The sequence below is a fragment of the Telluria sp. ZB4P34 genome, from assembly GCF_059686055.1.
On sequence record NZ_JCASIF010000004.1, the window covers coordinates 187428 to 208084 of the forward strand.

The 20657-nt window shown below is 66.7% G+C and carries 21 protein-coding genes; 8 read left to right on the top strand and 13 right to left on the bottom strand.

What is annotated here, in order from left to right; translation table 11 throughout:
* Positions 1-200: 200 nt before the first annotated feature.
* The 4 genes from AC56KL_RS09850 to AC56KL_RS09865 all read left to right on the top strand — a co-directional run bounded on the left by AC56KL_RS09850 (position 201) and on the right by AC56KL_RS09865 (position 5956).
* Positions 201-2084 carry an AI-2E family transporter gene (locus tag AC56KL_RS09850; protein WP_497179972.1) on the top strand — a complete coding sequence of 628 codons (1884 nt, stop codon included), beginning with the start codon at positions 201-203 and terminating at the stop codon, positions 2082-2084.
* 161 nt (positions 2085-2245) lie between these two features.
* Entirely contained in the window at positions 2246-3205 is a 960-nt protein-coding gene (locus AC56KL_RS09855; protein WP_497179973.1) for a chemotaxis protein, read from the top strand.
* Between the two features lie 217 nt (positions 3206-3422).
* The gene (locus AC56KL_RS09860) at positions 3423-3620 is read left to right on the top strand and encodes a hypothetical protein (RefSeq protein ID WP_497179974.1); all 198 of its coding nucleotides are present in this window, start codon (positions 3423-3425) and stop codon (positions 3618-3620) included.
* A gap of 365 nt (positions 3621-3985) precedes the next feature.
* Positions 3986-5956 (top strand): peptidase U32 family protein, encoded by a 1971-nt coding sequence (locus AC56KL_RS09865; protein WP_497179975.1) that lies wholly within the window; start codon positions 3986-3988, stop codon positions 5954-5956.
* A 70-nt stretch (positions 5957-6026) separates the two neighbouring features.
* Here AC56KL_RS09865 and AC56KL_RS09870 read toward each other — a convergent pair whose 3' ends face one another.
* Positions 6027-7007: a Bug family tripartite tricarboxylate transporter substrate binding protein gene (locus AC56KL_RS09870; RefSeq protein WP_497179976.1), complete on the bottom strand. Its 981-nt coding sequence runs from the start codon at positions 7005-7007 to the stop codon at positions 6027-6029.
* A gap of 221 nt (positions 7008-7228) precedes the next feature.
* Here AC56KL_RS09870 and AC56KL_RS09875 point away from each other — a divergent pair, with 221 nt between their 5' ends.
* Positions 7229-8923 carry a hypothetical protein gene (locus tag AC56KL_RS09875; protein WP_497179977.1) on the top strand — a complete coding sequence of 565 codons (1695 nt, stop codon included), beginning with the start codon at positions 7229-7231 and terminating at the stop codon, positions 8921-8923.
* Between the two features lie 500 nt (positions 8924-9423).
* Here AC56KL_RS09875 and wrbA read toward each other — a convergent pair whose 3' ends face one another.
* From wrbA to mltG, 12 genes are all read right to left on the bottom strand, one after another.
* Entirely contained in the window at positions 9424-10023 is a 600-nt protein-coding gene (wrbA, locus tag AC56KL_RS09880) for an NAD(P)H:quinone oxidoreductase (RefSeq protein ID WP_497179978.1), read from the bottom strand.
* Positions 10024-10131: 108 nt separating this feature from the next.
* Positions 10132-11031 carry a lipid A hydroxylase LpxO gene (gene lpxO / locus AC56KL_RS09885; RefSeq protein WP_497179979.1) on the bottom strand — a complete coding sequence of 300 codons (900 nt, stop codon included), beginning with the start codon at positions 11029-11031 and terminating at the stop codon, positions 10132-10134.
* 176 nt (positions 11032-11207) lie between these two features.
* On the bottom strand, positions 11208-11435 hold the full coding sequence (locus AC56KL_RS09890; RefSeq protein ID WP_497179980.1) for a DUF6139 family protein: 228 nt from the start codon (positions 11433-11435) through the stop codon (positions 11208-11210).
* Between the two features lie 119 nt (positions 11436-11554).
* Complete coding sequence (locus tag AC56KL_RS09895) at positions 11555-11755, bottom strand: hypothetical protein (RefSeq protein WP_497179981.1); 201 nt, start codon at positions 11753-11755, stop codon at positions 11555-11557.
* 246 nt (positions 11756-12001) lie between these two features.
* Positions 12002-12916, bottom strand: coding sequence for a class I SAM-dependent methyltransferase (locus tag AC56KL_RS09900; RefSeq protein ID WP_497179982.1), 915 nt, complete (start codon positions 12914-12916; stop codon positions 12002-12004).
* 131 nt (positions 12917-13047) lie between these two features.
* A complete protein-coding gene (locus AC56KL_RS09905) occupies positions 13048-13713 on the bottom strand; it encodes an ankyrin repeat domain-containing protein (protein WP_497179983.1) in 666 nt (221 codons plus the stop codon).
* Between the two features lie 3 nt (positions 13714-13716).
* Entirely contained in the window at positions 13717-14499 is a 783-nt protein-coding gene (locus tag AC56KL_RS09910; RefSeq protein ID WP_497179984.1) for a TatD family hydrolase, read from the bottom strand.
* A gap of 218 nt (positions 14500-14717) precedes the next feature.
* Positions 14718-15236, bottom strand: a complete 519-nt coding sequence (locus tag AC56KL_RS09915; protein WP_497179985.1) for a GNAT family N-acetyltransferase — start codon at positions 15234-15236, stop codon at positions 14718-14720.
* Positions 15237-15292: 56 nt separating this feature from the next.
* Entirely contained in the window at positions 15293-15670 is a 378-nt protein-coding gene (locus AC56KL_RS09920; RefSeq protein ID WP_497179986.1) for a PilZ domain-containing protein, read from the bottom strand.
* A gap of 10 nt (positions 15671-15680) precedes the next feature.
* On the bottom strand, positions 15681-16718 hold the full coding sequence (locus tag AC56KL_RS09925) for a DNA polymerase III subunit delta' (protein ID WP_497179987.1): 1038 nt from the start codon (positions 16716-16718) through the stop codon (positions 15681-15683).
* On the bottom strand, positions 16715-17341 hold the full coding sequence (tmk, locus tag AC56KL_RS09930) for a dTMP kinase (protein WP_497179988.1): 627 nt from the start codon (positions 17339-17341) through the stop codon (positions 16715-16717). The genes AC56KL_RS09925 and tmk overlap by 4 nt, the downstream gene beginning before the upstream one ends.
* Positions 17338-18336, bottom strand: a complete 999-nt coding sequence (gene mltG, locus AC56KL_RS09935) for an endolytic transglycosylase MltG (protein ID WP_497179989.1) — start codon at positions 18334-18336, stop codon at positions 17338-17340. Before mltG ends, tmk begins: the two co-directional genes overlap by 4 nt.
* A 137-nt stretch (positions 18337-18473) precedes the next feature.
* On the opposite strand from mltG, the gene ygfZ reads away from it, so the two are divergent.
* The 3 genes from ygfZ to AC56KL_RS09950 are packed head-to-tail and all read left to right on the top strand — an operon-like array spanning position 18474 to position 20594.
* On the top strand, positions 18474-19544 hold the full coding sequence (gene ygfZ / locus AC56KL_RS09940; RefSeq protein ID WP_497179990.1) for a CAF17-like 4Fe-4S cluster assembly/insertion protein YgfZ: 1071 nt from the start codon (positions 18474-18476) through the stop codon (positions 19542-19544).
* Positions 19545-19546: 2 nt separating this feature from the next.
* The gene (locus AC56KL_RS09945) at positions 19547-19831 is read left to right on the top strand and encodes a DUF4936 family protein (RefSeq protein WP_497179991.1); all 285 of its coding nucleotides are present in this window, start codon (positions 19547-19549) and stop codon (positions 19829-19831) included.
* 4 nt (positions 19832-19835) lie between these two features.
* A complete protein-coding gene (locus AC56KL_RS09950) occupies positions 19836-20594 on the top strand; it encodes an NRDE family protein (protein WP_497179992.1) in 759 nt (252 codons plus the stop codon).
* Positions 20595-20657 lie beyond the last annotated feature (63 nt).

Genomic DNA, 20657 nt, shown 5'->3' on the forward strand with positions numbered 1-20657 from the left:
AGTTGCCGATTCTAGCGCTGCCTTGTGTTTCCGACTATCAAAAATGGGTATGCATCCGAAGCCTGATCGTTCAGTCCACACCTCGGTTGGCACCGCGGGCAACGGTATCCTGCACGCCGGCGCGCCGAACTACTTGGCTAAGCACCAAAATTCCTTTATACATACCCGGTTTCCATTACCATGAGCCGACGACCACCTGCATGAACGCCTCGCCACCTTCCCTGCGCCTGACCGCGAACACGGTCGTCAGCGCCACCTGCGTCGTCGCGCTGCTGTATTTCGGCCGTGAAGTGCTCGAGCCGCTGGCGCTCGCGCTGATCCTGAGCCTGGTGCTCGCGCCCCTGGTGCGCAGCATGACGCGCGTCGGCCTGCCGCGCATGCCGGCCGTACTGCTGGCGGTGGCCCTGGTCGCCACCTGCGTCGGCGGGATCGGCGCGGTCCTGTTCGACCAGCTGGTGACGATCACGCGCGACCTGCCGCAGTACCGCAAGGCGATCAAGACCAAGGTGGCGAACGTGCGCGAACTGGTCGAGCGTCCGATCACCCGCATCGAGGCCGAACTGAGCGCCGTGGCCCCGGTACCGGCAAGCGAGGCGGCGCGGGTACGGCGCGGCAACCTGGTGGTCACGCCCAACCAGCCCCTGCCGGTGGAGGTGCGTACGCCGCGCACCATGAAGGACACGCTGGGACGGGTCATCAACCTGGTCTGGGGACCGATCGGCGAGGCCGGCGTGGTGCTGATCCTGCTGGTCTTCATCCTCCTCGAACAAGGCTCGCTGCGCGACCGCCTGGTGCGCCTGGCCGGCCAGGCCGAGGTCAGCCGCACCATCCGTACCCTGGGCGACGCGGCCCAGGGCGTGTCGCGTTTCTTCTTCTCGCAGTTCGTCGTGAACGCCACCTTCGGCGTCGTGATCGGCCTGTCGCTGTGGCTGGCAGGGATCCCGCATGCCATCCTGTGGGGTGTGCTGAGCGGGGTACTGCGCTTCGTGCCCTACCTGGGGGTATTGCTGGCAGGCTCGATCATCGGGGTGTTCGTCGCCGCCATCGATCCCGGCTGGTCGCTCGCGATCACCTGCATGGCGATCTTCCTGGCGTTCGAGCTGGTGCTGGCCAACTTCATCGAACCCAAGGTATACGGGCACAGCTCCGGCCTGTCGCCGCTGGCCGTGATCGTCTCTGCCCTGTTCTGGGGCGCGTTGTGGGGGCCGGTGGGCCTGCTGCTGTCGACCCCGCTGACCCTGTGCCTGGTGGTAGCCGGACGCCACGTGCGGGCGCTGGCGCCGGTCACGATCCTGCTGGGCGACGCGCCCAACATGTCCGACGCCGAACGCTTCCACCAGCGCGTTCTGGCCGGCGAGGCGGACGAACTGACCAAGGACGCGCGCGCCTACGTGCGCCGCTACAGCTTCGCGCGCTATTGCGACCACGTGCTGCTGCCCGGCCTGCGCATGGCCGTGTCCGACCTCGGCACCGGCGCCATCGACAAGGCGCAGGAGGTGCGCATGCGCGCCGTGATCGCCAACATCGCCGAGACCGTCGCCTCGGCATCCAGCGGCGACGCCCGCAACCGGCGCAAACCTGTGCCGCTGCTCGATGCGAATATCGGCGCCCACCTGCGCCAGATGCGCGAAGCCCGTTTCGGGCGCTGGCAGGGTTCGCTCGACGTGCCGGTCGGCTCGATCGTGCTGTGCGCCGGGCTGCCGTCCGAGCGCGACGAGTTCCTCACCGAACTGCTGGTGCGGGCGCTGCGCGAAGCGGACGTCGACGCGCGCAGCGTGGTGGTCGGCAAGCCGGTCGAGCGCCCGGAATCGGGCGCCCCGGACCTGGTCTCCACCGTGTTCATCACCTATCCGCGCCAGGACAACTTCGACGCCTGGCGCGCCGCCGTCGCCGAGCTGCGCGCCGACCTGCCGGAAGCGCTCATGGTCACCGTACTGCTGCCCTATGACGAGCAATTGCCGAAGCGCGCGCTGGTCGAGGCCTATGTCGACATGATCCTGCGCTCGTTCGAGGAAGGCCTGGCCTTCGTTGCGCCCGACCGCAGCTCTCCGGCCAGGGCGGCCGTGCCGGAACTGGCGCGCTGAGGCCGGCGGAGCCACGCCGGCAGCGGGGCTGCCGTCAAATTTGTTGTTTTCAGGCGATGAGCAGTTGAAAAAAGCGGCAAACTTGCAGCAGTCTTTACGCTCCGCCATGTTTCACACGTAAAATGCTTTCTCATTGGCATTAATTCTTTTCGTGGCGGAATATGAAATCGGTTCAACAAGAAGTCGACGAGCGTAGCAACCTCACCAGCAACAACAAGTTCGAGCTGCTCCTGTTCCGCCTCGGCGGCGACGAAAACGGCGAGCGCAGCGAACTGTTCGGCATCAACGTGTTCAAGATCCGCGAAATCGTGGCCATGCCCGAGATCACCTCGGTGGCCGGCGCGATGCCGCACGTGCTGGGCGTGGTCAACCTGCGCGGCCAGATCATCCAGGTGCTGGACCTGCCGGCCATCGCCGGCGTCAAGCCCAAGACCGGCCTGAACATCATGCTGGTCACCGAGTTCGCCCGCACCACCCAGGCATTCGCCGTGGAGAGCGTGGAAGAGATCGTGCGCCTCGACTGGAGCCAGGTGATGTCGGCCGAACGCACCGCCGGCAGCGGCATGGTCACCAGCATCGCGCGTTTGCCGGAAGAGAACGGCCAGGCGGGCCGCCTGGCCCAGGTGTTGGACGTCGAAACCATCCTGCGCGACATGAACCCGGATTCCGGTCCGGAGATCAACGAGCAGACGGTCGGCGCGAAAATTTTGATCAAGCCCGGCTCGGTCGTGCTGGCGGCCGACGATTCGCTGGTGGCGAGAGCCCTCATCGAGCAGGGGCTGGACGCCATGGGCCTGCCCTTCATCATGGCCAAGAGCGGCAAGGAAGCCTGGGACCAGCTCAACAGCATCGCGAATACCGCCGAAGCCGAGGGCAAAACCGTGCACGACAAGGTAGCGCTGGTGCTGACCGACCTCGAAATGCCGGAAATGGACGGCTTTACGCTCACCCGCAACATCAAGAAGAACGCGCGCTTTTCCGGCCTGCCGGTCATCATCCACTCCTCGCTGTCGGGCACCACGAACGAGGAGCACGTCAGGAACGTGCAGGCCGATGCCTACGTGGCCAAGTTCTCGGCCGAAGACCTGGCGGCGACGATTCGCCGCCTGCTGCGCCAGTAAGCGTTCCGGCCCGGCGCCCTTGTCAACGGCCGGCGCGTGCCGGCCGTTGTGTTGTAACAAACGCTAACAAGTTCGACCGTGTGCGGACCGGCGCGGGATATACTATAAGCAACAAGCCGGTACAAGATCGGGGGTACCGGCCAGGCGAAGGTGAATTCCTTCGCCGACCTGACACGCGGGACATTGGCCACCGCCATGGCGCCGCAGAGAGCGAAGCATGCCGCAACGACGAAGAGACGAGGACACCGCAGTTGCCGCCGAGTACGCCTTCTTCCTGGCGGAAACCCGGGGCTTGCGCTTCGCCCTCGATTATCTGGACAACTGCCGCATCCCGCGCGAGATCCTGCTGCGCGCCTATGATGAGCCGGAACGCCGCCGGCGTGGCGAACGGCGCCGTTATCCCCGTAACGACTGATACGCCCTCCGGTCCGGATCCCCATTCCACATCACCGCTCCGCATCCCCGCTCCGCATTCCAGCGCCGAATTCTTCCAGCATCGCGATTCCTGCAGCGCCTTGCATCGCATGCTACCAACCGGCACTGGATGCAGGCGTCACCATGCAGCGCAGCTGCGGGTGCTGCGCAAGCCGGCGCTGTTCAGCAGGTTCGACGGCGTCCGGACGCCACGGGCGGCCTGCGACGGCAGGCGCCGCATGCATGCGCGTCGCGGGGCGCCGCCGGGAAAACCACGGCCAACGTGCTTGGCGAATGACTTAACGCCTTGATTTCGCTATAATTTCGCCCTTCACCCTTTCGGCCGCCCTGCGCCAGGAACCCGCCATGTCCCTCCTCGACCACCAGCTCGAACTGCTGTCGCCCGCCAAAACCGCCGAGATCGGCCGCGAGGCCATCCTCCATGGCGCCGATGCGGTGTACATCGGCGGCCCGGCGTTCGGCGCGCGCCACAACGCCAGCAACCCCCTGGAAGACATCGCCGGCCTGGTCGACTTCGCCCACCGCTACCGCGCACGCATCTTCGTGACCATGAACACGATCATGCACGATAGCGAGCTCGAACTCGCGCGCCAGCAGATCTGGCAACTGTACGAGGCGGGTGTGGACGCCCTGATCATCCAGGACATGGGCCTGCTCGAAATGGACCTGCCGCCGATCCAGCTGCACGCCAGCACCCAGTGCGACATCCGCAGCGCGGAGAAGGCGAAGTTCCTGGGCGAGGTCGGCTTCTCGCAGCTGGTGCTGGCGCGCGAGCTCACCGTCGAGCAGATCCGCAAGATCAGGGCGCAGGTCGACACGCCGCTCGAATACTTCGTGCACGGCGCGCTGTGTGTGGCCTTCTCGGGCCAGTGCTACATCTCGCACGCCGACACCGGCCGCAGCGCCAACCGCGGCGACTGCTCGCAGGCCTGCCGCCTCCCGTATACGCTCAGCGACGGCCAGGGCCGCGTGGTGGCCTACGAAAAGCACCTGCTGTCGATGAAGGACAACGACCAGAGCCGCAACCTGGAAGCCCTGGTCGACGCCGGCATCCGCTCGTTCAAGATCGAGGGCCGCTACAAGGACATGGGCTACGTGAAGAACATCACGGCCCATTACCGCTTGCTGCTCGACGAGCTGCTCGAGCGCCGCCCGGAATTCGCGCGCGCGTCCAGCGGCAACACCCGCGTGCTGTTCTCCCCGGACGTGGACAAGAACTTCCACCGCGGCCACACCGACTATTTCGCGCTCGGCCGCCAGGACGACATCGGCGCCTTCGATTCGCCCAAGTACATCGGCGTGGAGCTCGGCACGGTCACGCGCATCGGTCCCGACTTCGTCGAGCTGCTGACGAACGGGCCGATGGCCAACGGCGACGGCCTGAACTACATGAACAAGCGCGAGACGGTCGGCCTCCAGGCCAACACGGTCCAGAAGCTGGACGAAGATGCGGATGGCCAGCGCTGGCGCGTGTTCCCGAACGAGATGGTCAAGAGCCTGGCAGGCTTGAGGCTGGGCACCATCGTCCACCGCAACCGCGACCACCAGTGGGAATCGGCGCTCTCCAAGAAGTCGTCCGAGCGCCGGGTGCGCGTCGACCTGCTTCTAGCCGAGCAGCCGGGCGGCCTGCGCCTCACCATGCGCGACGAGGACGGCATCGAAACCTCGACCTTTGCCGGGATCGCGCTGCAGCCGGCCCAGCAGGCGGCCCAGGCAGACAGCGCACTGCGCAGCAGCCTTGCCAAGCTTGGCAACACGATGTTCGAGGCCGGCTCGGTCGAGCTGGCGTTGTCGCAGCCCTGGTTCGTGGCCGCGAGCGCGATCAACGCGCTGCGCCGCGACGCCGTCGCCGCCCACGAAGCGGCGCGCCTGGCCAACTGGCAGCGTCCGGAACGCAAGGCGGCCAGCGAGCCGCCGGCCGTCTACCCGGACCCGCAGCTGAGCTACCTGGCCAACGTCTACAACGAAAAGGCGCGCGCCTTCTACCACAAGCACGGCGTGCAGCTGATCGATGCGGCCTACGAGGCCCACGAAGAGCCGGGCGAGGTGTCCTTGATGATCACCAAGCACTGCCTGCGCTTCTCGTTCAACCTGTGCCCGAAGCAGGCCAAGGGTGTGCAGGGCGTGCAGGGCCAGGTCAAGGCCGAGCCGATGACCCTGGTGAGCGGCAACGAGCGCTACACGCTGCGCTTCGACTGCAAGCCCTGCGAGATGCACGTGGTCGGCGCGATGAAGGACAACATCCTGAAGCAGCCTCCTCCTTCGGCCGTGCCGTACAGCCCGCTGGTGTTCCACAAGCAGCGCCCACGCGCCTGAATCTGACCAAGTGGTAAAAAACGCCGCCCCGGTAGTCCGCGGCGGCGTTGTCATTGGTAGCCGGCGAAGCTTAGTCGACCGTGGCCCCGCTCTGCTTGACCACCTGTCCCCAGCGCGCATGCTCGGCCTGCACGAACTTGCCGAAGTTGGCCGGCGTGTCGCCAACGAAGTCGGAGCCGGTATCGGCCAGCACCTTCTGGAAATCCGGTCCTTTCATGACCTTGATCGCCTCGGCGTTGATCTTTGCGACGACATTGGCCGGGGTCTTGGCCGGCGCAAACATGCCGTACCAGGCGTAGGACTCGATCTGCGGCAGGCCGGCTTCGGCAAAGGTCGGCACATCGGGCAGCAAGGGCGAACGCCTGGCGCCCGAGATCGCGATCGGCTTGACCTTGCCGCTCTTAATATGCGGCATGATCGCGATGGTACTGTCGAACATCATCGGGATATGCCCGCCCAGCAGGTCGGAAATCGCCGGCGCCGAGCCCTTGTACGGCACGTGGGTCATCTGCAGTTTCGCGACGCTGGCGAACAGCTCGCTGGTCAGGTGCTGGGGCGTGCCGCTGCCCGATGAGCCATAGGTGAACTGGCCCTTCTTCGACCCGATATGCGCCATCAGTTCCTTCAGGTTTTTGGCCGGCACCGAAGGATGCACGACCAGCACCAGCGGCACGCGCAGCAGGTTCGTCACCGGCGTCAGGTCCTTCAGCGGGTCGAAGCTCATGTTCTTGTACAGGCTCGGGTTGATCACGATGGGCGCACTCGAGGTGATCAGGAGGGTCTTGCCGTCCGGCTTGGCGCGCGTGACGGCGGCCGTGCCGATATTTCCTCCGCCGCCGGCACGGTTGTCGATCACGAAGGACTGTCCGAGCGACTGCGTCAGGCCCTTGGCCAGCGGACGCGCCGCGATGTCGGAGGGACCGCCGGGAGGCCACGGCACCACCACCGTCACCGTCGAGCCTGGCCAGTTTTGCGCCAGTGCGCTGAAGGAAATCGCCGATGCGGCAAACGCGCAGGCAAGGGTTTTAACGGCGCCGAAGAGTATTCGCATAGTCCCATCCTTTGTTGATGAATTGGCATGAGCGGACAGTGTAGCCTATTCGCGCGCAGGGAACACGGTGTGCGCGGAAGCGCATCGGCAACTGCTTAAATTGAGCATACCAGGTAAATACTCGTGTTCATCAACAACACAATCGTCAATTTATCATTTAAATATCGATCAGCTTGGCAGAATGCTCTACTATGTAGGATCACTCCTACCGACATGCCCGCATGGATCACCGCTACCCCTACAGCCGAAGACTGGTATCGCGCTCCCGCCTGCACAAGCGGATGGCGGGCATGGTGGCCGCCGGGATTGCCGGCGCGATCGCATTCGTCATGCTGGCGTGGACACCGGACCCGGTCGCCGGCGTCCTGCGGAACCCGGGTGCGGGCTCCCTGGCCCTCGCCAGCGCGACAACCGGCTCTGCCGGGCGTGACACGCGCGCGATGCGCCGTATCTATCCGTATTCCGTAGTGCCCGGCGGTGTGTCGGGCCCGCAGGAACTGGCCCGCGTGATCCGCGCCGACCGGGTGGTCGCCCTTCACTACGCCAGTTTCGACGTCCCGAGGGCGCGCGCCCTTGCCGTCGACAAGCCTCGCGCCGTCTACGTTTCTTACCGCAAGGGAGAAAAGGTTTACTGGACGGCCAGGAAGGTACACCTGGCGCCGGGGGAAACCCTGCTTTCGGATGGTCGGAATGAGCTGCGCGCCCGCTGCGCCAACCGCATTTCCGATGTCCCCCGTTACCCGGTCGAGCCGCATCGGCCCGCGATGGAGGAGCTTGATCATGCCGTGGAGGTCGGCCCAGACGACCAAGTCGTGCTCGGCCCGAACGGGCTGCCCCTTGCCGCCGGCAGCGATGACGCCCTTCCCCGCCATGGCGCCCGGCCTGGGCCGGGACATGCCGGTTCCGGTCGCGGCCATACCGGCGGTGAAGGAGGCGGCGGCGGCGGCGGTGGCGCTGCCTCGGCTCCGGCACCCGGTGCGATGACCCTGGCGAGCAGCACAGCCGCGAGCGGCGCAGCGCAGGTCGCCCAGCTCATGGCAATGAGCATGTCCGGTGCGGCGAACAGCCTTGCAAGCCGTCCCCGTTCGACGAACCGGCCGGTCGTGCCTCCTCATGGCGCCGCCGCCGAGACCGGCGGCGCTGCAGGCGGCGACATCGGTGGCAAGGGCAGCGCGACGGCTTCGGCCAAGCCTGCGGATAGCGTAGACTCCCCGGTGGCCGCGCCGCAGGCCGCCAGCGTGGACGCGCCGGCAACGGCGCCTCGGGCGCTTTCGCTCCCCGATACCGCATCGCCCGCCAGCAACCCGTATGCGGCCGCGCTGCCGGGAAGCGCTTCTTCGCCGAAGCCGGCGCCGGTGCTCCCCGCCACCACCCCAGGCACGTCGCCAGGCACGTTGCCCGCCGCGTTGCCTGCCGCGTTGCCGGCCGCCGCGCCATCCGCAGCGGTCGCGCCAGGCCTGCCCTACCTGTCGGGACTGCCCGCGGCGCCCGGGCTAGCTGCGAGCCTGCCGGCCTCGGCGCCGCCATCGCTTGCACCAGTGCCATCGGTCTCGCTTCCCGGCCAGGGAATGTCGCTCCTCGTCCCGTCCGGTGGAAGCGCAAACCAGGGCATTCACGCCGTATCGCCGACGCCTCTTTCCGAACCGCAGCCGGGGCCACTGGGCAATCCCTCGCCGGAACCGCTAGCGGCGGCGCTGCCGGATCTGCTGGCGCGCAGCGAGGCCCCGCTGGGCCCCGAGCCGGCGCCGGACACGGCCCCTTTCATCCCGAACGTTATCCTGGATCTCCCCCAGCCCGGCGCCGATATGGTGACAGCGCCCGCCGAGGTGCCGGAGCCGGCCAGCATCTGGCTTATCGTTCCGGTGCTGGCGGGCATGCTGGGACTGGGCCGCAGGCGCTGGCGCGGCGGCGCCTGAACCGGCTGCAGCGCTCGATTAGCAACACACCCGGCATGTCACCTGCAAGAATGTTAGATTTCTGTGCAGCGATGTATTATTCTGTAGGATCCGTCCTACCTCGCCCGCCTTATGGACTGCAGCTACCACCGCTATAACCGTCGCCTGGATTCGCGTGCCCGCCTGCAAAGGCGCCTGGCCGCCGTGGCTGCCGCCGGTGTCGCCGTGACCGCCGCCTTGCTGGCGCTGTGCTGGGAGCCCGATCCCGTCGCGGCGGCAATCCAGTCGGCGCCTCCGGCTAGCGGGAGCACGCCCCATGCCGCTGGGCCACGGGCGGGGACAACCGCAGCCGCAGCCGCAGCCGCAGCCGCCAACGGTGGCCTTCGAACCGATCTGGCTGCTGAATTCCCCGCCGGCCGCCAGGCAGAGCGCGCCGCCGTCAGCTAGGCGCCGGCGAGCCAGGAATCCGCAGGCCCGCCGCGTTCACCTGGCGGCCACGCGGCCGCTCGTCCCCGATCCGCTCAGCCGAACAGCTTGCTGGCGGTGCGCGCGACCAGTTCGCCCTGGTGGCGCGCACCGCCCAGTTCGATCTCGCTCGGCTGGCGCTGGCCCTGGCCGCCGGCGATGGTCGTGGCGCCGTAGGGGCTGCCGCCGACGATTTCGTCGAGCGTCATCTGGCCGGCGTAGCTATACGGCAGGCCGACTACCGTCATGCCGAAGTGCAGCAGGTTGGTGATGATCGAGAACAGCGTCGTCTCCTGCCCGCCGTGCTGGGTGGCAGTGGACGTGAAGGCGGCGCCGACCTTGCCGTTCAGGGCCCCGCGCGCCCACAGGCCGCCGGTCTGGTCGAGGAAGGCGGCCATCTGCGCCGGCATGCGGCCGTAGCGCGTCGGCGCGCCGATGATGATGGCGTCGTAGTCCGGCAACTCGTCGACGGTGGCGATCGGCGCTTCCTGCTGCAGCTTGAAATGGGCGTTGCGGGCAACTTCCTCCGGCACCGTTTCGGGCACGCGCTTCACGTCCACCGTTGCGCCGGCCGCGCGCGCGCCCTCGGCAACGGCATGGGCCATCTGTTCGATGTGGCCGTAGGACGAGTAGTACAGCACCAGGACTTTCGACATGCTCTTCTCCTGTGGGGATTGGAAAAGTCCCATTTTGCTGCGAACGCGGATTGCGCGGCACGCGCCTGGCTTCGCCCGCCGATTCCTCGCAGCGCGGAAGATAGCTGGTCAGATCCAGTAGATGAAGGCGGCGAGCGCGATCACCAGCAGCACGCGCGTGAGATTGTAGGCTGTCCTGTTCCACGCCTTGAAGCGGCGCCGATACTGGCCCAGGTAGAACGAAATGCGGAACAGCTTGCTGACCAGCCCGACCTGGTCGCCCGTCTCGTTGGGCGAGGCGGCCGCGGTCATCATGGTACGTCCGAGCCAGCGGTTGACCGCTCCCATCCAGCGGTAGCGCATCGGCCGCTCGATATCGCAGAACAGGATGACACGGTCGCTTTCACTGCCGTTGATGGCCCAGTGGATATAGGTTTCGTCGAAGATCACGCCCTGCCCGTCGCGCCAGCTGTGGCGTTCGCCGTCGACCTCGATGAAGCAGCGGTCGTCGTTCGGCGTGGCCAGGCCCAGGTGGTAGCGCATCGAGCCGGCGAAGGGATCGCGGTGCGGGTTCAGCTTGCCGCCCGGCGGCAGCTCGGCGAACATCGCCGCCTTCACCGAAGGAATCGACTGCAGCAGCGCATGGGTCTGCGGACACAGGCGCTCGGCCGAGGGGTGGCTGGCCTCATACCATTTCAGGTAGAAGCGCTTCCAGCCGTTCTTGAAAAAGGAATTGAACCCGGCATCGTCGTTCTGCTCGGCGGCCTTGATCTTCTTCAGCAACAGCAGCTGCTCGGCTTCGGCGCGGATGATCGGCCAGTTCTCCTGCAGGCGCTTCAACTCCGGAAATTCGCTCACCGGAATGAAGGGCGTGTTCGGCACCCGGGAAAACTTGTGCATGAAGATGTTAATCGGCGCCATGAACGACGAATGGTCGAACAGCTGGCGACGGAAAGGCAGGCGCACACGGCCGCGGAAGTGGATGTGCAGGATCGACAGAAAATAAAACCCGACCACTACCCATTTCATGACAACCTCCATCCCGTACCGACTCGATAAGGGACGCAGGATACCATAACGATCACTCTGCCGTTGGAGGGAGGGATCTTGTTCCGCCCCGCCAGGTTGCGCCGGACACTCGGGCGAGCGTCCCGGCGCAGCGGGCGTCACGGGCAGGCCCGGCGCGCGCGCCGGGCGAGGAAAACTCAGTGCTGGACCGAGGTGATGGCGTAGCCTTTTTCGTTGATCTGGCCGGCCACGTTGTCGATGTCGTAGTCTTCCAGCTGGTCGGCGTCGTCGTCGACCTCGATGGCGCGAGCCTCGATTTCCCAGTCGGTATTGGTGGCTTCGTCCGGGATGTTGCGTGCTTCGGGCACTGCCAGGTAGGACAGCTTGCCGTCGCTTTCCGGTCTGCGATAGATATCCAGGCGCATAGTCGTTTCCTCAAAGTCAAAGCCCGCTTTCCCGATGAAAGCGGGCAGTTCCACAGTAGAAGATAGACACGCTGTCGTCTGTTAATTGGCCCACACACAAGCGCGCACGGCCTTGCCCTTCATCGGCCGGGCGACGCCCCGAGGATGCGCGCCGGCAGCAGCACGATCGCGCGCAGGAGCTCGAACACGGCCTCGACCCCGACGCCGAGCAGCCGCAACGGCAGCAGGAGCAGCCAGACCAGCGGGTACAGCACCAGGGCCAGCAGGGCAATGGGCCAGCACAGGAACAGCAGCAGCAACCATAGCAGGAAACCTGACATTCTCCTCGCTCCTTTGGGTGATCATGCCTGCCGGCGGCAGGACGGATGGGGCAGGAGAAGCGTAATTCGACCAGGCTGCATGGACAATCCGTCTGCGACAAACGGCGCGAAAGGCGGCTTGGACGGGGGAAAACGGCGGCTGGATGGCTTGCGGCGGATGCTCCGGCAAGCGAGAGGGGCGCATGTTGCCAGGCGCCCCCCCCTTATTGCGTGCTGCTTGCGTGCTGCTTGCCGATCAGGCCAGGCTCAGGCGAACGCCGCCACCTGCTCGGTCACGCGCTGGTTCACCACCTGCGCCCTGAGCGAGGCCTGCAGCGAAGGAATCGAGCCGCCCGCACGGTACTGGAAGGCAACATGCACCAGGTCTCCCGCCTCCACCCGCACCGGGTTGGCCAGCGGCAGGGTCATGTAGTGATTCAGCCAGTCGATCGTGGTCGACTGCTCCTGCACGATGGCCAGCACGTTCTTGGTGATGAAGCGCATCGCATTGAGCATGCCGCCCTTCTCCACCACGATGCCGCCTTCCCAGGCGAAGCTGGTGTCGACCGGCTGGCTGAAGTCGATCAGGCCGTACACGGCAGGCTGGCCCAGCTCCACGGTGCCGGCATGCACCACGCCGGTTTCCTGGAACTGCACGATCGGCGCGTGGAAACCCTCGAAGTCGTATTCCTGCGAGATCGGCTGGGCCGCCATGATCACCGCTTCGGGGATGAACACCGGCAGCGGGCCGCCGAACCTGGCCAGGTAGCGGCGCTTGAAGGATTCGATCACCTCGACCTGCTTTTCACGCAGCATGGCGACGTGGATCATCTCGCAGATGACGACGTCGACCGGCTCCGGCGGCAGGTAGTCGAAGGCGTCGGCGTGGATCACCTCGACCTTGTGGCCGTTCGGATTAATCGCCAGGAACTTGCGCGCTTCGCGCACCATGTCGGGGTTGAACTCGACGCAGTAGACCTTCGCCGCCTGCTGGGCCGCGAAGAAGGACAGGACGCCGGTGCCGCCGCCCAGCTCCAGCACCTTGGCGCCCGGGCGCACCGCGTAGTGGATGGCGGATTTGAAGCTGTGCATCCGGTTCTGGTCCATCAGCATGTTGTGATGGTAGTGCACTGGAATGAACTGCCCCAGGTAGCAGCTTTCGATTTCGCGTTCGTTCAGCATGGTTGGTCCCCTTGTCCTTCATGGTGTTTGTATCGTGAAGGCATTATGGCCAAGGATGCACGCCGTCCATGCGTCGAGATGCGGGGTGTTTACCGCCCAGTTCCGCGTGGAAATGCAAATTCGTCCGGATGCTAGCGGCGGAAGCCGGCGATGGTGGCGGCGATGTTGGTGTGGCCGCCGCGCTGCGCGATCTGGGCCGCGGTGAGGCCCTCGGTATTCGTCACGGCCGGATTCGCGCCCGCGTCCAGCAGCAGCCGCACCATGCCCGGCTGGCCTTCGCGCGCCGCCATCATCAGGGGCGTATAGGCGCCGCTCTCGCGCGGCGACGTGGTGTCCAGCTGCGCCTTGCGGGCGACCAGCAGGCGGGCGATGTCTTCGCTGCCGGCGGCGGCGGCGTAGTGCAGCGCCGTCCAGCCGGGGCGGCTGACCTGGGCGCCCCTGGCGAGCAGCGCCTCGGCGGCCCGCCTGTTGTTCTTGAAGGCCGCCATCATCAGGGCCGTGTTGCCGTTCATCGCCTTGGCCTCGAGGTCGATGCCCGGGTGGGCCAGCAAGGCGTCGAACACCCGCATCGACCCCTCGCGTACGGCCAGGACCAGGGCCGGCTCGCCGCCAACCGGGTTGATCGCATTCGGGTTCAGGTCCTGGCCCGCCAGTTCGCGCACCGCCGATACGTTGTCAAGCTGTACGGCGCGGAAGAACGCCGCGATCTGCGCCGGGGTCGCGGCGGCGACCATGCCGCCGTGGAGTGCTGCCGCCAGCAGGCAGCCCGTGAGGATGGCGCGGCGGGGTGTGCTCATGGTTCAGGCCTTCGCAGTCTGGAACAGGGTGAAGAAATTCTCGCTGGTCCGGGCGGCGACCTCGGGCAGCGACACGCCCTTCAGCGTGGCGATGAACTCGCCTACGTGGGCCACATAGCCCGGCTCGTTCATCCTGCCGCGGAAGGGCACCGGCGCAAGATACGGGGAATCGGTCTCGATCAGCATGCGATCGAGCGGCACGGCGCGCGCCACTTCCTGCAATTCTTTCGCACTCTTGAAGGTGACGATGCCGGAGAAGGAGATATAGAAGCCCTGCTCCATGGCCGCCCGGGCGACGTCGAGCGACTCGGTGAAGCAGTGCATCACGCCCGCCACGCCGCCGGCACCCGTGCCGGCGCCCTCTTCCCGCATGATGCGGATGGTGTCCTCGCTGGCGGCGCGGGTATGGATGATCAGGGGCTTACGGGTCTCGCGCGAGGCGCGGATGTGGGTGCGGAAGCGCTCGCGCTGCCATTCCAGGTCGCCCTCGAGGCGGTAGTAATCGAGGCCGGTTTCGCCGATGGCGACGATCTTCGGGTGGTTTGCCAGCTCGACCAGTTGCTGCACCGTCGGTTCGGGCGTGTCCTCGTAGTCGGGGTGCACGCCCACCGACGCGAAGATGTGGGGGTGCCGTTCGGCCAGCGCCAGCACTTGCGGGAAGTCCGGCAGGTCGACCGAGACGCACAGCGCGTGTGTCACCTTGTTCTCGGCCATCTTGGCCAGGATCTCGGGCATCCGGGCAGCCAGCTCCGGGAAATTGATGTGGCAGTGGGAATCGATGAACATGCCGATATTGTACCCGGAGGGCGCTGATCGGGCAGATGGCGGGTTCCCTTGCCGCCGGCTGAGTGGTCGGCGCCCGGGCACTGGCCGGGGCCCAGGTTTGCGCAGTGAAGCCTCGCCTCGCAGACTGGATGCTCGCTGGCCAGGATCCGGGCCTTTGCCGGCGTCAAGCGCGGCAAAGGCGCCGTGGACGACGCGGAGTCCGGTGGCGAAAGTGCCGCTTATGCGACCCGCTTGCCCAGGATGATCAGGTCGCGCTCGATCCCATCCAGGTTCGCCACCCGCGGAAAATGCGCCCACTTCTCGAAGCCGTACTTGCCGAACAGCGCCAGGCTCGGCGCATTGTGGCCGAAGATGAAGCCCAGCAGCGTATGCACCTCGACCTTCGGCGCATGGGCGATTGCCAGTTCCAGGCAGTAGCGCCCGATGCCCTGGCCGCGGGCCTTTTCCGCGATATAGATCGACACCTCGGCCGTGCCCGAATAGGCCGGGCGGCCGTAGAAATTCGAGTAGGACAGCCAGCCCAGCACTTCCGGCTGCGCGCCGGCATCCCCGGCGGCATGGATCACCCACAGCGGCCGGCGTTCCGGCGTATGGTCGGCAAACCATTGATCGCGCGAGGCGACCGTGATCGGTTCCGTATCGGCGGTGACTTCGCGCGAAGCGACGGTGGAGTTGTAGATGTCGACAATGACGGGCAGGTCATCGCGGGTGGCCAGGCGGTGGACGTAGGACGACATGGAAGAGAAAGTTAAGCGTAGCTGATCGAAAATCAGCAAAGATTAATAAAACTGAATCAAAGGGTGTGGGTAGCGCGGGCCGAGCGCAGGGCGGCGCCCAGGATCTCTTCGATGCGCAGCCTGGCGCGCTGCCCGGCCTCGTCGTCCGGGAAATGCACGCCGATACCCTGCGCCTTGTTGTTGTTCGCGCCCGCCGGGGTAATCCAGGCCACCTTGCCGGCGATCGGGTACTTGTTGGGGTCGTCCATCAGCGACAGGATCAGGTAGATCTCGTCGCCGATCTTGTAGGGCTTGGTCGTCGGCACGAACATGCCGCCGTTCTTCAGGAAGGGCATGTAGGCCGCGTACAGCGCCGCCTTTTCCTTGATCGCCAGCGACAGCACCGACGGCCGCGCTGGCGGCAAGGCGTTCGGCTCGGCGGGGTTGGCGTTCATCTGGGTCCTTTCATGCGCAGCACGAAGTGTACTCAAGCAACATATCTTCGACAAACAATTTTGCCGACAGCGGGTGGTCGGCCACCGCGCGCCGCTCGTTGGCGGCCTTGATCGCCCGGTTCAGGCTGCCAGTAGACACCCGTCCCGCCAGCGCCGCAAGCTCGTTCCGGAAGCGCGGGTAATAGCGGACCCGGCCGGCCAGCTTGCTCGACATCACATCGTACAGCCAGCGCTGCTGCCACGACACGAGCGCGGGCAAGGAGGCTTTCGCCAGCTTCTCGGCGGTGCGCAGGGCGCCATCGACGGCTGGATTCGCCAGGAAATGCAGCAGCGCGTCCAGCTCCTCGCGGCTGCCGGACTCGGCTTCGGCGAGGGCCGCCAGCGGCGCCCCGCCCTGCTCGCGCAGCCAGCTGTCGGCATCCTGCACGCCCTGCCCCTGAAGCCAGGCCAGGGCCTCGTCGTGCGAGGGCATCGGCAGCGCGAACTTGCGGCAGCGCGACAGGATCGTCGGCAGCAGGCGGTCCAGGCTGTTCGAGGCGAGCAGGAACACGGTGCCCGGCGGCGGCTCTTCCAGCGTCTTCAGCAGCGCGTTCGAGGCCGGCATGTTGAGGTTCTCGGCCGGGTACAGCACCACCACGCGCAAGCCCTGCCGGTGGGTGGAGATGTTCATGAAGTCGCCCAGCGCGCGGATCTGCTCGATCTTGATCTCTTTCGAGGGCGCCTTGGCCGACTTGGCCTTGCCGGATGCGGGTGAGGCCGATTCGGCGCCTTCTTCCCCCTCGGCGGCGGGCTCGTCCTCGAGCGCCTCGGGCCGCACGCGCCGGTAATCGGGGTGGTTGTTCTGCAAGAACCAGCCGCAGGAGGCGCAGGCGCCGCAGGCGTGGCCGTCGGGGCGCGCGTCCTCGCACAGCAGGGCCTGGGCAAAGCTTTCGATGAATCCGGACTTGCCCACGCCGGCCGGGCCGTGGAACAGGATGGCATGCGGCAGGCGCTCGCGCATCTGCACCAGCTGCTTCCACGCTGCCCCCTGCCAGGGGTAGATCGTCACAGCAGTTTCTCCAACACTTGTTTCAGGTGCGCCTGGATGGCCTCGATGCTGCGGGTCGAGTCGACGACCACGATGCGCTGCGGGTATTCCTGGGCGCGGCGCAGGTATTCGGCGCGGCACTTCTCGAAGAAGCCGGCCTGTTCGCGCTCGAACTTGTCGAGCGTGCGGGTGGCGTCCAGGCGCTGGCGCGCCACGGCCAACGGCACGTCGAACAGCAGGGTCAGGTCCGGCTGCAGCTGCGGATGCACCCAGCGTTCCAGCGTTTCCAGCTTGGCGCGATCCAGTCCCCGCCCGCCGCTCTGGTAGGCGAAGCTGGCGTCGGTGAAGCGGTCGGACAGCACCCAGTCGCCGCGCGCCAGCGCCGGCGCGATCACCTGCGCGATGTGCTCGCGGCGGCTGGCGAACATCAGCAGCGCCTCGGTTTCCAGGTGCATCTTCTCGTGCAGCAGCAGGTCGCGCAGCTTTTCCCCCAGCGGCGTGCCGCCCGGTTCGCGCGAGCTCACCACGGTCTTGCCGCGCGCCGCCAGGACATCGGCGACGAAGCCGATGTGGGTCGACTTGCCGGCGCCGTCGATGCCCTCGAAACTGATGAACTTGCCTTCGGAAGTACGGCGATCCGTCATTGGTTGATCCGCCGCTGGTACTGGTTCACGGCCCGGTTGTGGTCGGTCAGGTTGTCCGAGAACTGGCTGGTGCCGTCGCCGCGCGCCACGAAGTACAGGGCCTGGGTCTTGGCCGGCGCCAGCGCGGCCGCCAGCGAGCCGATCCCCGGCAGTGCGATCGGGGTCGGCGGCAGGCCGGCGCGCATATAGGTGTTGTAGGGCGTGTCGGTCTGCAGGTCCTTCTTGCGGATGTCGCCGGCGAAGCGCTCGCCCATGCCGTAGATGACGGTGGGGTCGGTCTGCAGCATCATCCCGGTGCGCAGGCGGTTCACGAATACGCCGGCGATCATGTCGCGCTCGCTCTTTTGCCCGGTTTCCTTCTCGATGATCGAGGCCATGATCAGGGCTTCGTAGGGGCTCTTGTAGGGCAGGCTCGGGTCGCGGCCTTCCCAGGCGGCCTTCAGGTGCTTCAGCATGGCCTGGTGGGCCTGGCGGTAGATGGCAAGCTCGGACGAGCCTTTCGCGAACAGGTAGGTATCCGGGAAGAACAGGCCTTCCGGATTGGTGTACTCGGTCGAGATCTTCTTCATGAGCTCTTCGTCCGACAGCTTGACGGTGTCGTGGCGCAGGCGCTCGTGGGCGGCCAGGGCGGCGCGCATCTGGCGGAAGGTCCAGCCTTCGACGATGGTGACGCCTTCCTGGGCATACTCGCCGCGCACCAGTTGCGTGAGCAGGCGCCGCGGCGAGGTGTCCGGCTTGAGCTCGTAGCTGCCGGCCTTGATCTTGCCGGCCTGGCCGGTGACCCGCGCCAGGATGTTGAACAGCTGCGGATTGACCGGCACGCCGGCCTTCGCCATCTGCTGGGCGGCCGCGGCGACGCCGCTGCCCGGGGCGATGCTGAACTCGACCGGCTTGCCGCCCGTGTCGAGCGGGTTCTTGGCCCAGTACGAGAAGCCGGCCACCGCAGCCACCGAGACGATGACGCCCGTGACCAGGAGTTTTTTGATGAATGCCATATGTTTTTGTTGTGGGTTTCGCCGCGGGCCTGACCGTGAGTTTGGCCGCCCCCGGCGCGATTTCGCCGACATCTTTATAATGAGCCCGTAATGATAAAGCTTATTTGCGAAGTGAATTGCTAATACTAACTGGATTTATGCTCAACTGGACAGATACCCTTTCCTCGCTCGGCGCGCGCTTCCATATTGACGAAGCGACGCAAGTGGAAGACTTCGGCCGCTCCTTGAGCGCTGCCGAGCTGGCCGACGGTTTCGTGGCCCCGGTCACCGATCTCGGCATCATCGCCGCCGAAGGGCCGGATGCCGCCAGTTTCCTGCACAGCCAGCTCACCAACGATGTCGAGCACCTGGGCCGCAACGAAGCGCGCCTGGCCGGCTACTGCACCCCGAAGGGCCGCCTGCAGGCGACCTTCCTGACCTGGCGCAGCGCCGGCGCCGAGCCGGACACGGTGTACCTGCAATTACCGCGCCCTATCCAGGCGCCGCTCCAGAAGCGCCTGTCCATGTTCGTGCTGCGCGCCAAGGCCAAGCTGCGCGACGCCACCGGGGAAGCGCCGTTCGCGGCCGTCCTCGGACTGGGCGGCGCCAGGGCGCAGGCCGCGCTGCGCCGCCACCTGCCGGTGCTGCCTGAAGTGCCATACGGAAAGATCGACACCGCATCCGGCACCGTGATCCGCCTGGCGGACGTGTTCGGCGCGCCGCGCTACCTGTGGCTGGCCACGCTCGATGCCGCAACGACGGCCCTTCCCGGGCTGGCCGGCGAACTCGCGCTGGGCGGCAACCAGGCCTGGCGCCTGGCCGCCATCCACGCGGGCATCCCGCAGGTGACCGCCGCCACCCAGGAACAGTTCGTGCCACAGATGATCAACCTGGAGCTGCTGGGCGGCGTCAACTTCAAGAAAGGCTGCTACCCGGGCCAGGAGATCGTCGCACGCAGCCAGTACCTTGGCAAGCTCAAGCGCCGCACGGCGCTCGCCACGGTAGCCAATCCGGCGGCGCGCGCGGGCGACGAGGTGTTCTCGATGCTCGACCCGGGCCAGCCCTGCGGCATGGTGGTGAACGCCGCCGCGAACGGCCTGGGCGGGGCGGATGTGCTGGTGGAGATGAAGCTCGACGCGCTCGGCCAGGACGTCCGCCACGGCGCGGCCGGCGGCCCGCCGCTGGCCTTCCAGCACATGCCCTACCACCTCGACGCGCTCGACATCTAGCGATGACCGACCTGTACGTGTATTACAAGGTGCGTGAGGACGACGCGCAGGCGCTCGCGCCGCGCGTGCGCGCCATGCAGCTCGGGCTCGCCGGCCACGGCCGGGCGCTGCTGCAACGGCGTCCGGAAGCGCGCGACGGCCTGCAGACCTGGATGGAAGTCTATCCCGGCGTCGACGACGGCTTCGACGCGCGCCTGGAAGGGGCCGTGCGCGCCGCCGGCCTGCTCGATGTCATCCAGGGACCGCGCCGGTCCGAAGTGTTCATTGACCTCAACCCCAGGACCTGATCCCATGTGCCTGATTGTCTTTGCCTGGCATGTGGTGCCGGGCGTGCCCGTCATCGCTTGCGCCAACCGCGACGAATTCTACGACCGACCCGCCACGCCCGCCGGCCCATGGCAGGACCACCCGCAGGTGATCGCCGGACGCGACCTGCAGGGCGGCGGCAGCTGGATGGGGGTGACGAGGACCGGCCCGAACGGCCCCAGGTTCGCCGCCCTCACGAATATCCGCGGCCCTGCCGAGCGGCGCGAGAACGCGCCCTCGCGCGGCGAACTCGTGGCCGGCTTCCTCACCGGCGCGCTGACCGCGCTTGACTACCTGGACCAGGTCATCGCCCGGGGCGACGTCTACAACGGCTACAACCTCGTGCTCGGCGACCGCGACACGCTGTACTGGTACTCGAACCGCGGCGGCGACGATCCGCGCAACGGCGAGCCGCTCGAGCCGGGCCGCATCTACGGCATCTCCAACGGCCTGCTGGACGCGCCCTGGCCCAAGGTGCTGCGCACCAAGGCGCAGTTCGCCAGCCTGCTGTGCCAGGGGGCGCCGGAAGACGCCTACTTCGAGATGCTGGCCGACACCACCCGCGCTCCCGACCTGCGCCTGCCGGAAACCGGCATGCCGATCGAAGTCGAGCGCATGCTCTCGCCGGTGTGCATCGAGATGGAAGGCTATGGCACCCGCACCTCCACCGTCGTCAAGCTCTACCGCGAAGGCGAACCGGAACTGCACGAGCGCGTGGTGCAGCCCGACAGCAAGGCTGCTTGACACAAATTGACCGGGCTCAAGCAACGCCCGTTTCCCCCCACCCGAGGGGGTATTACATTTAGA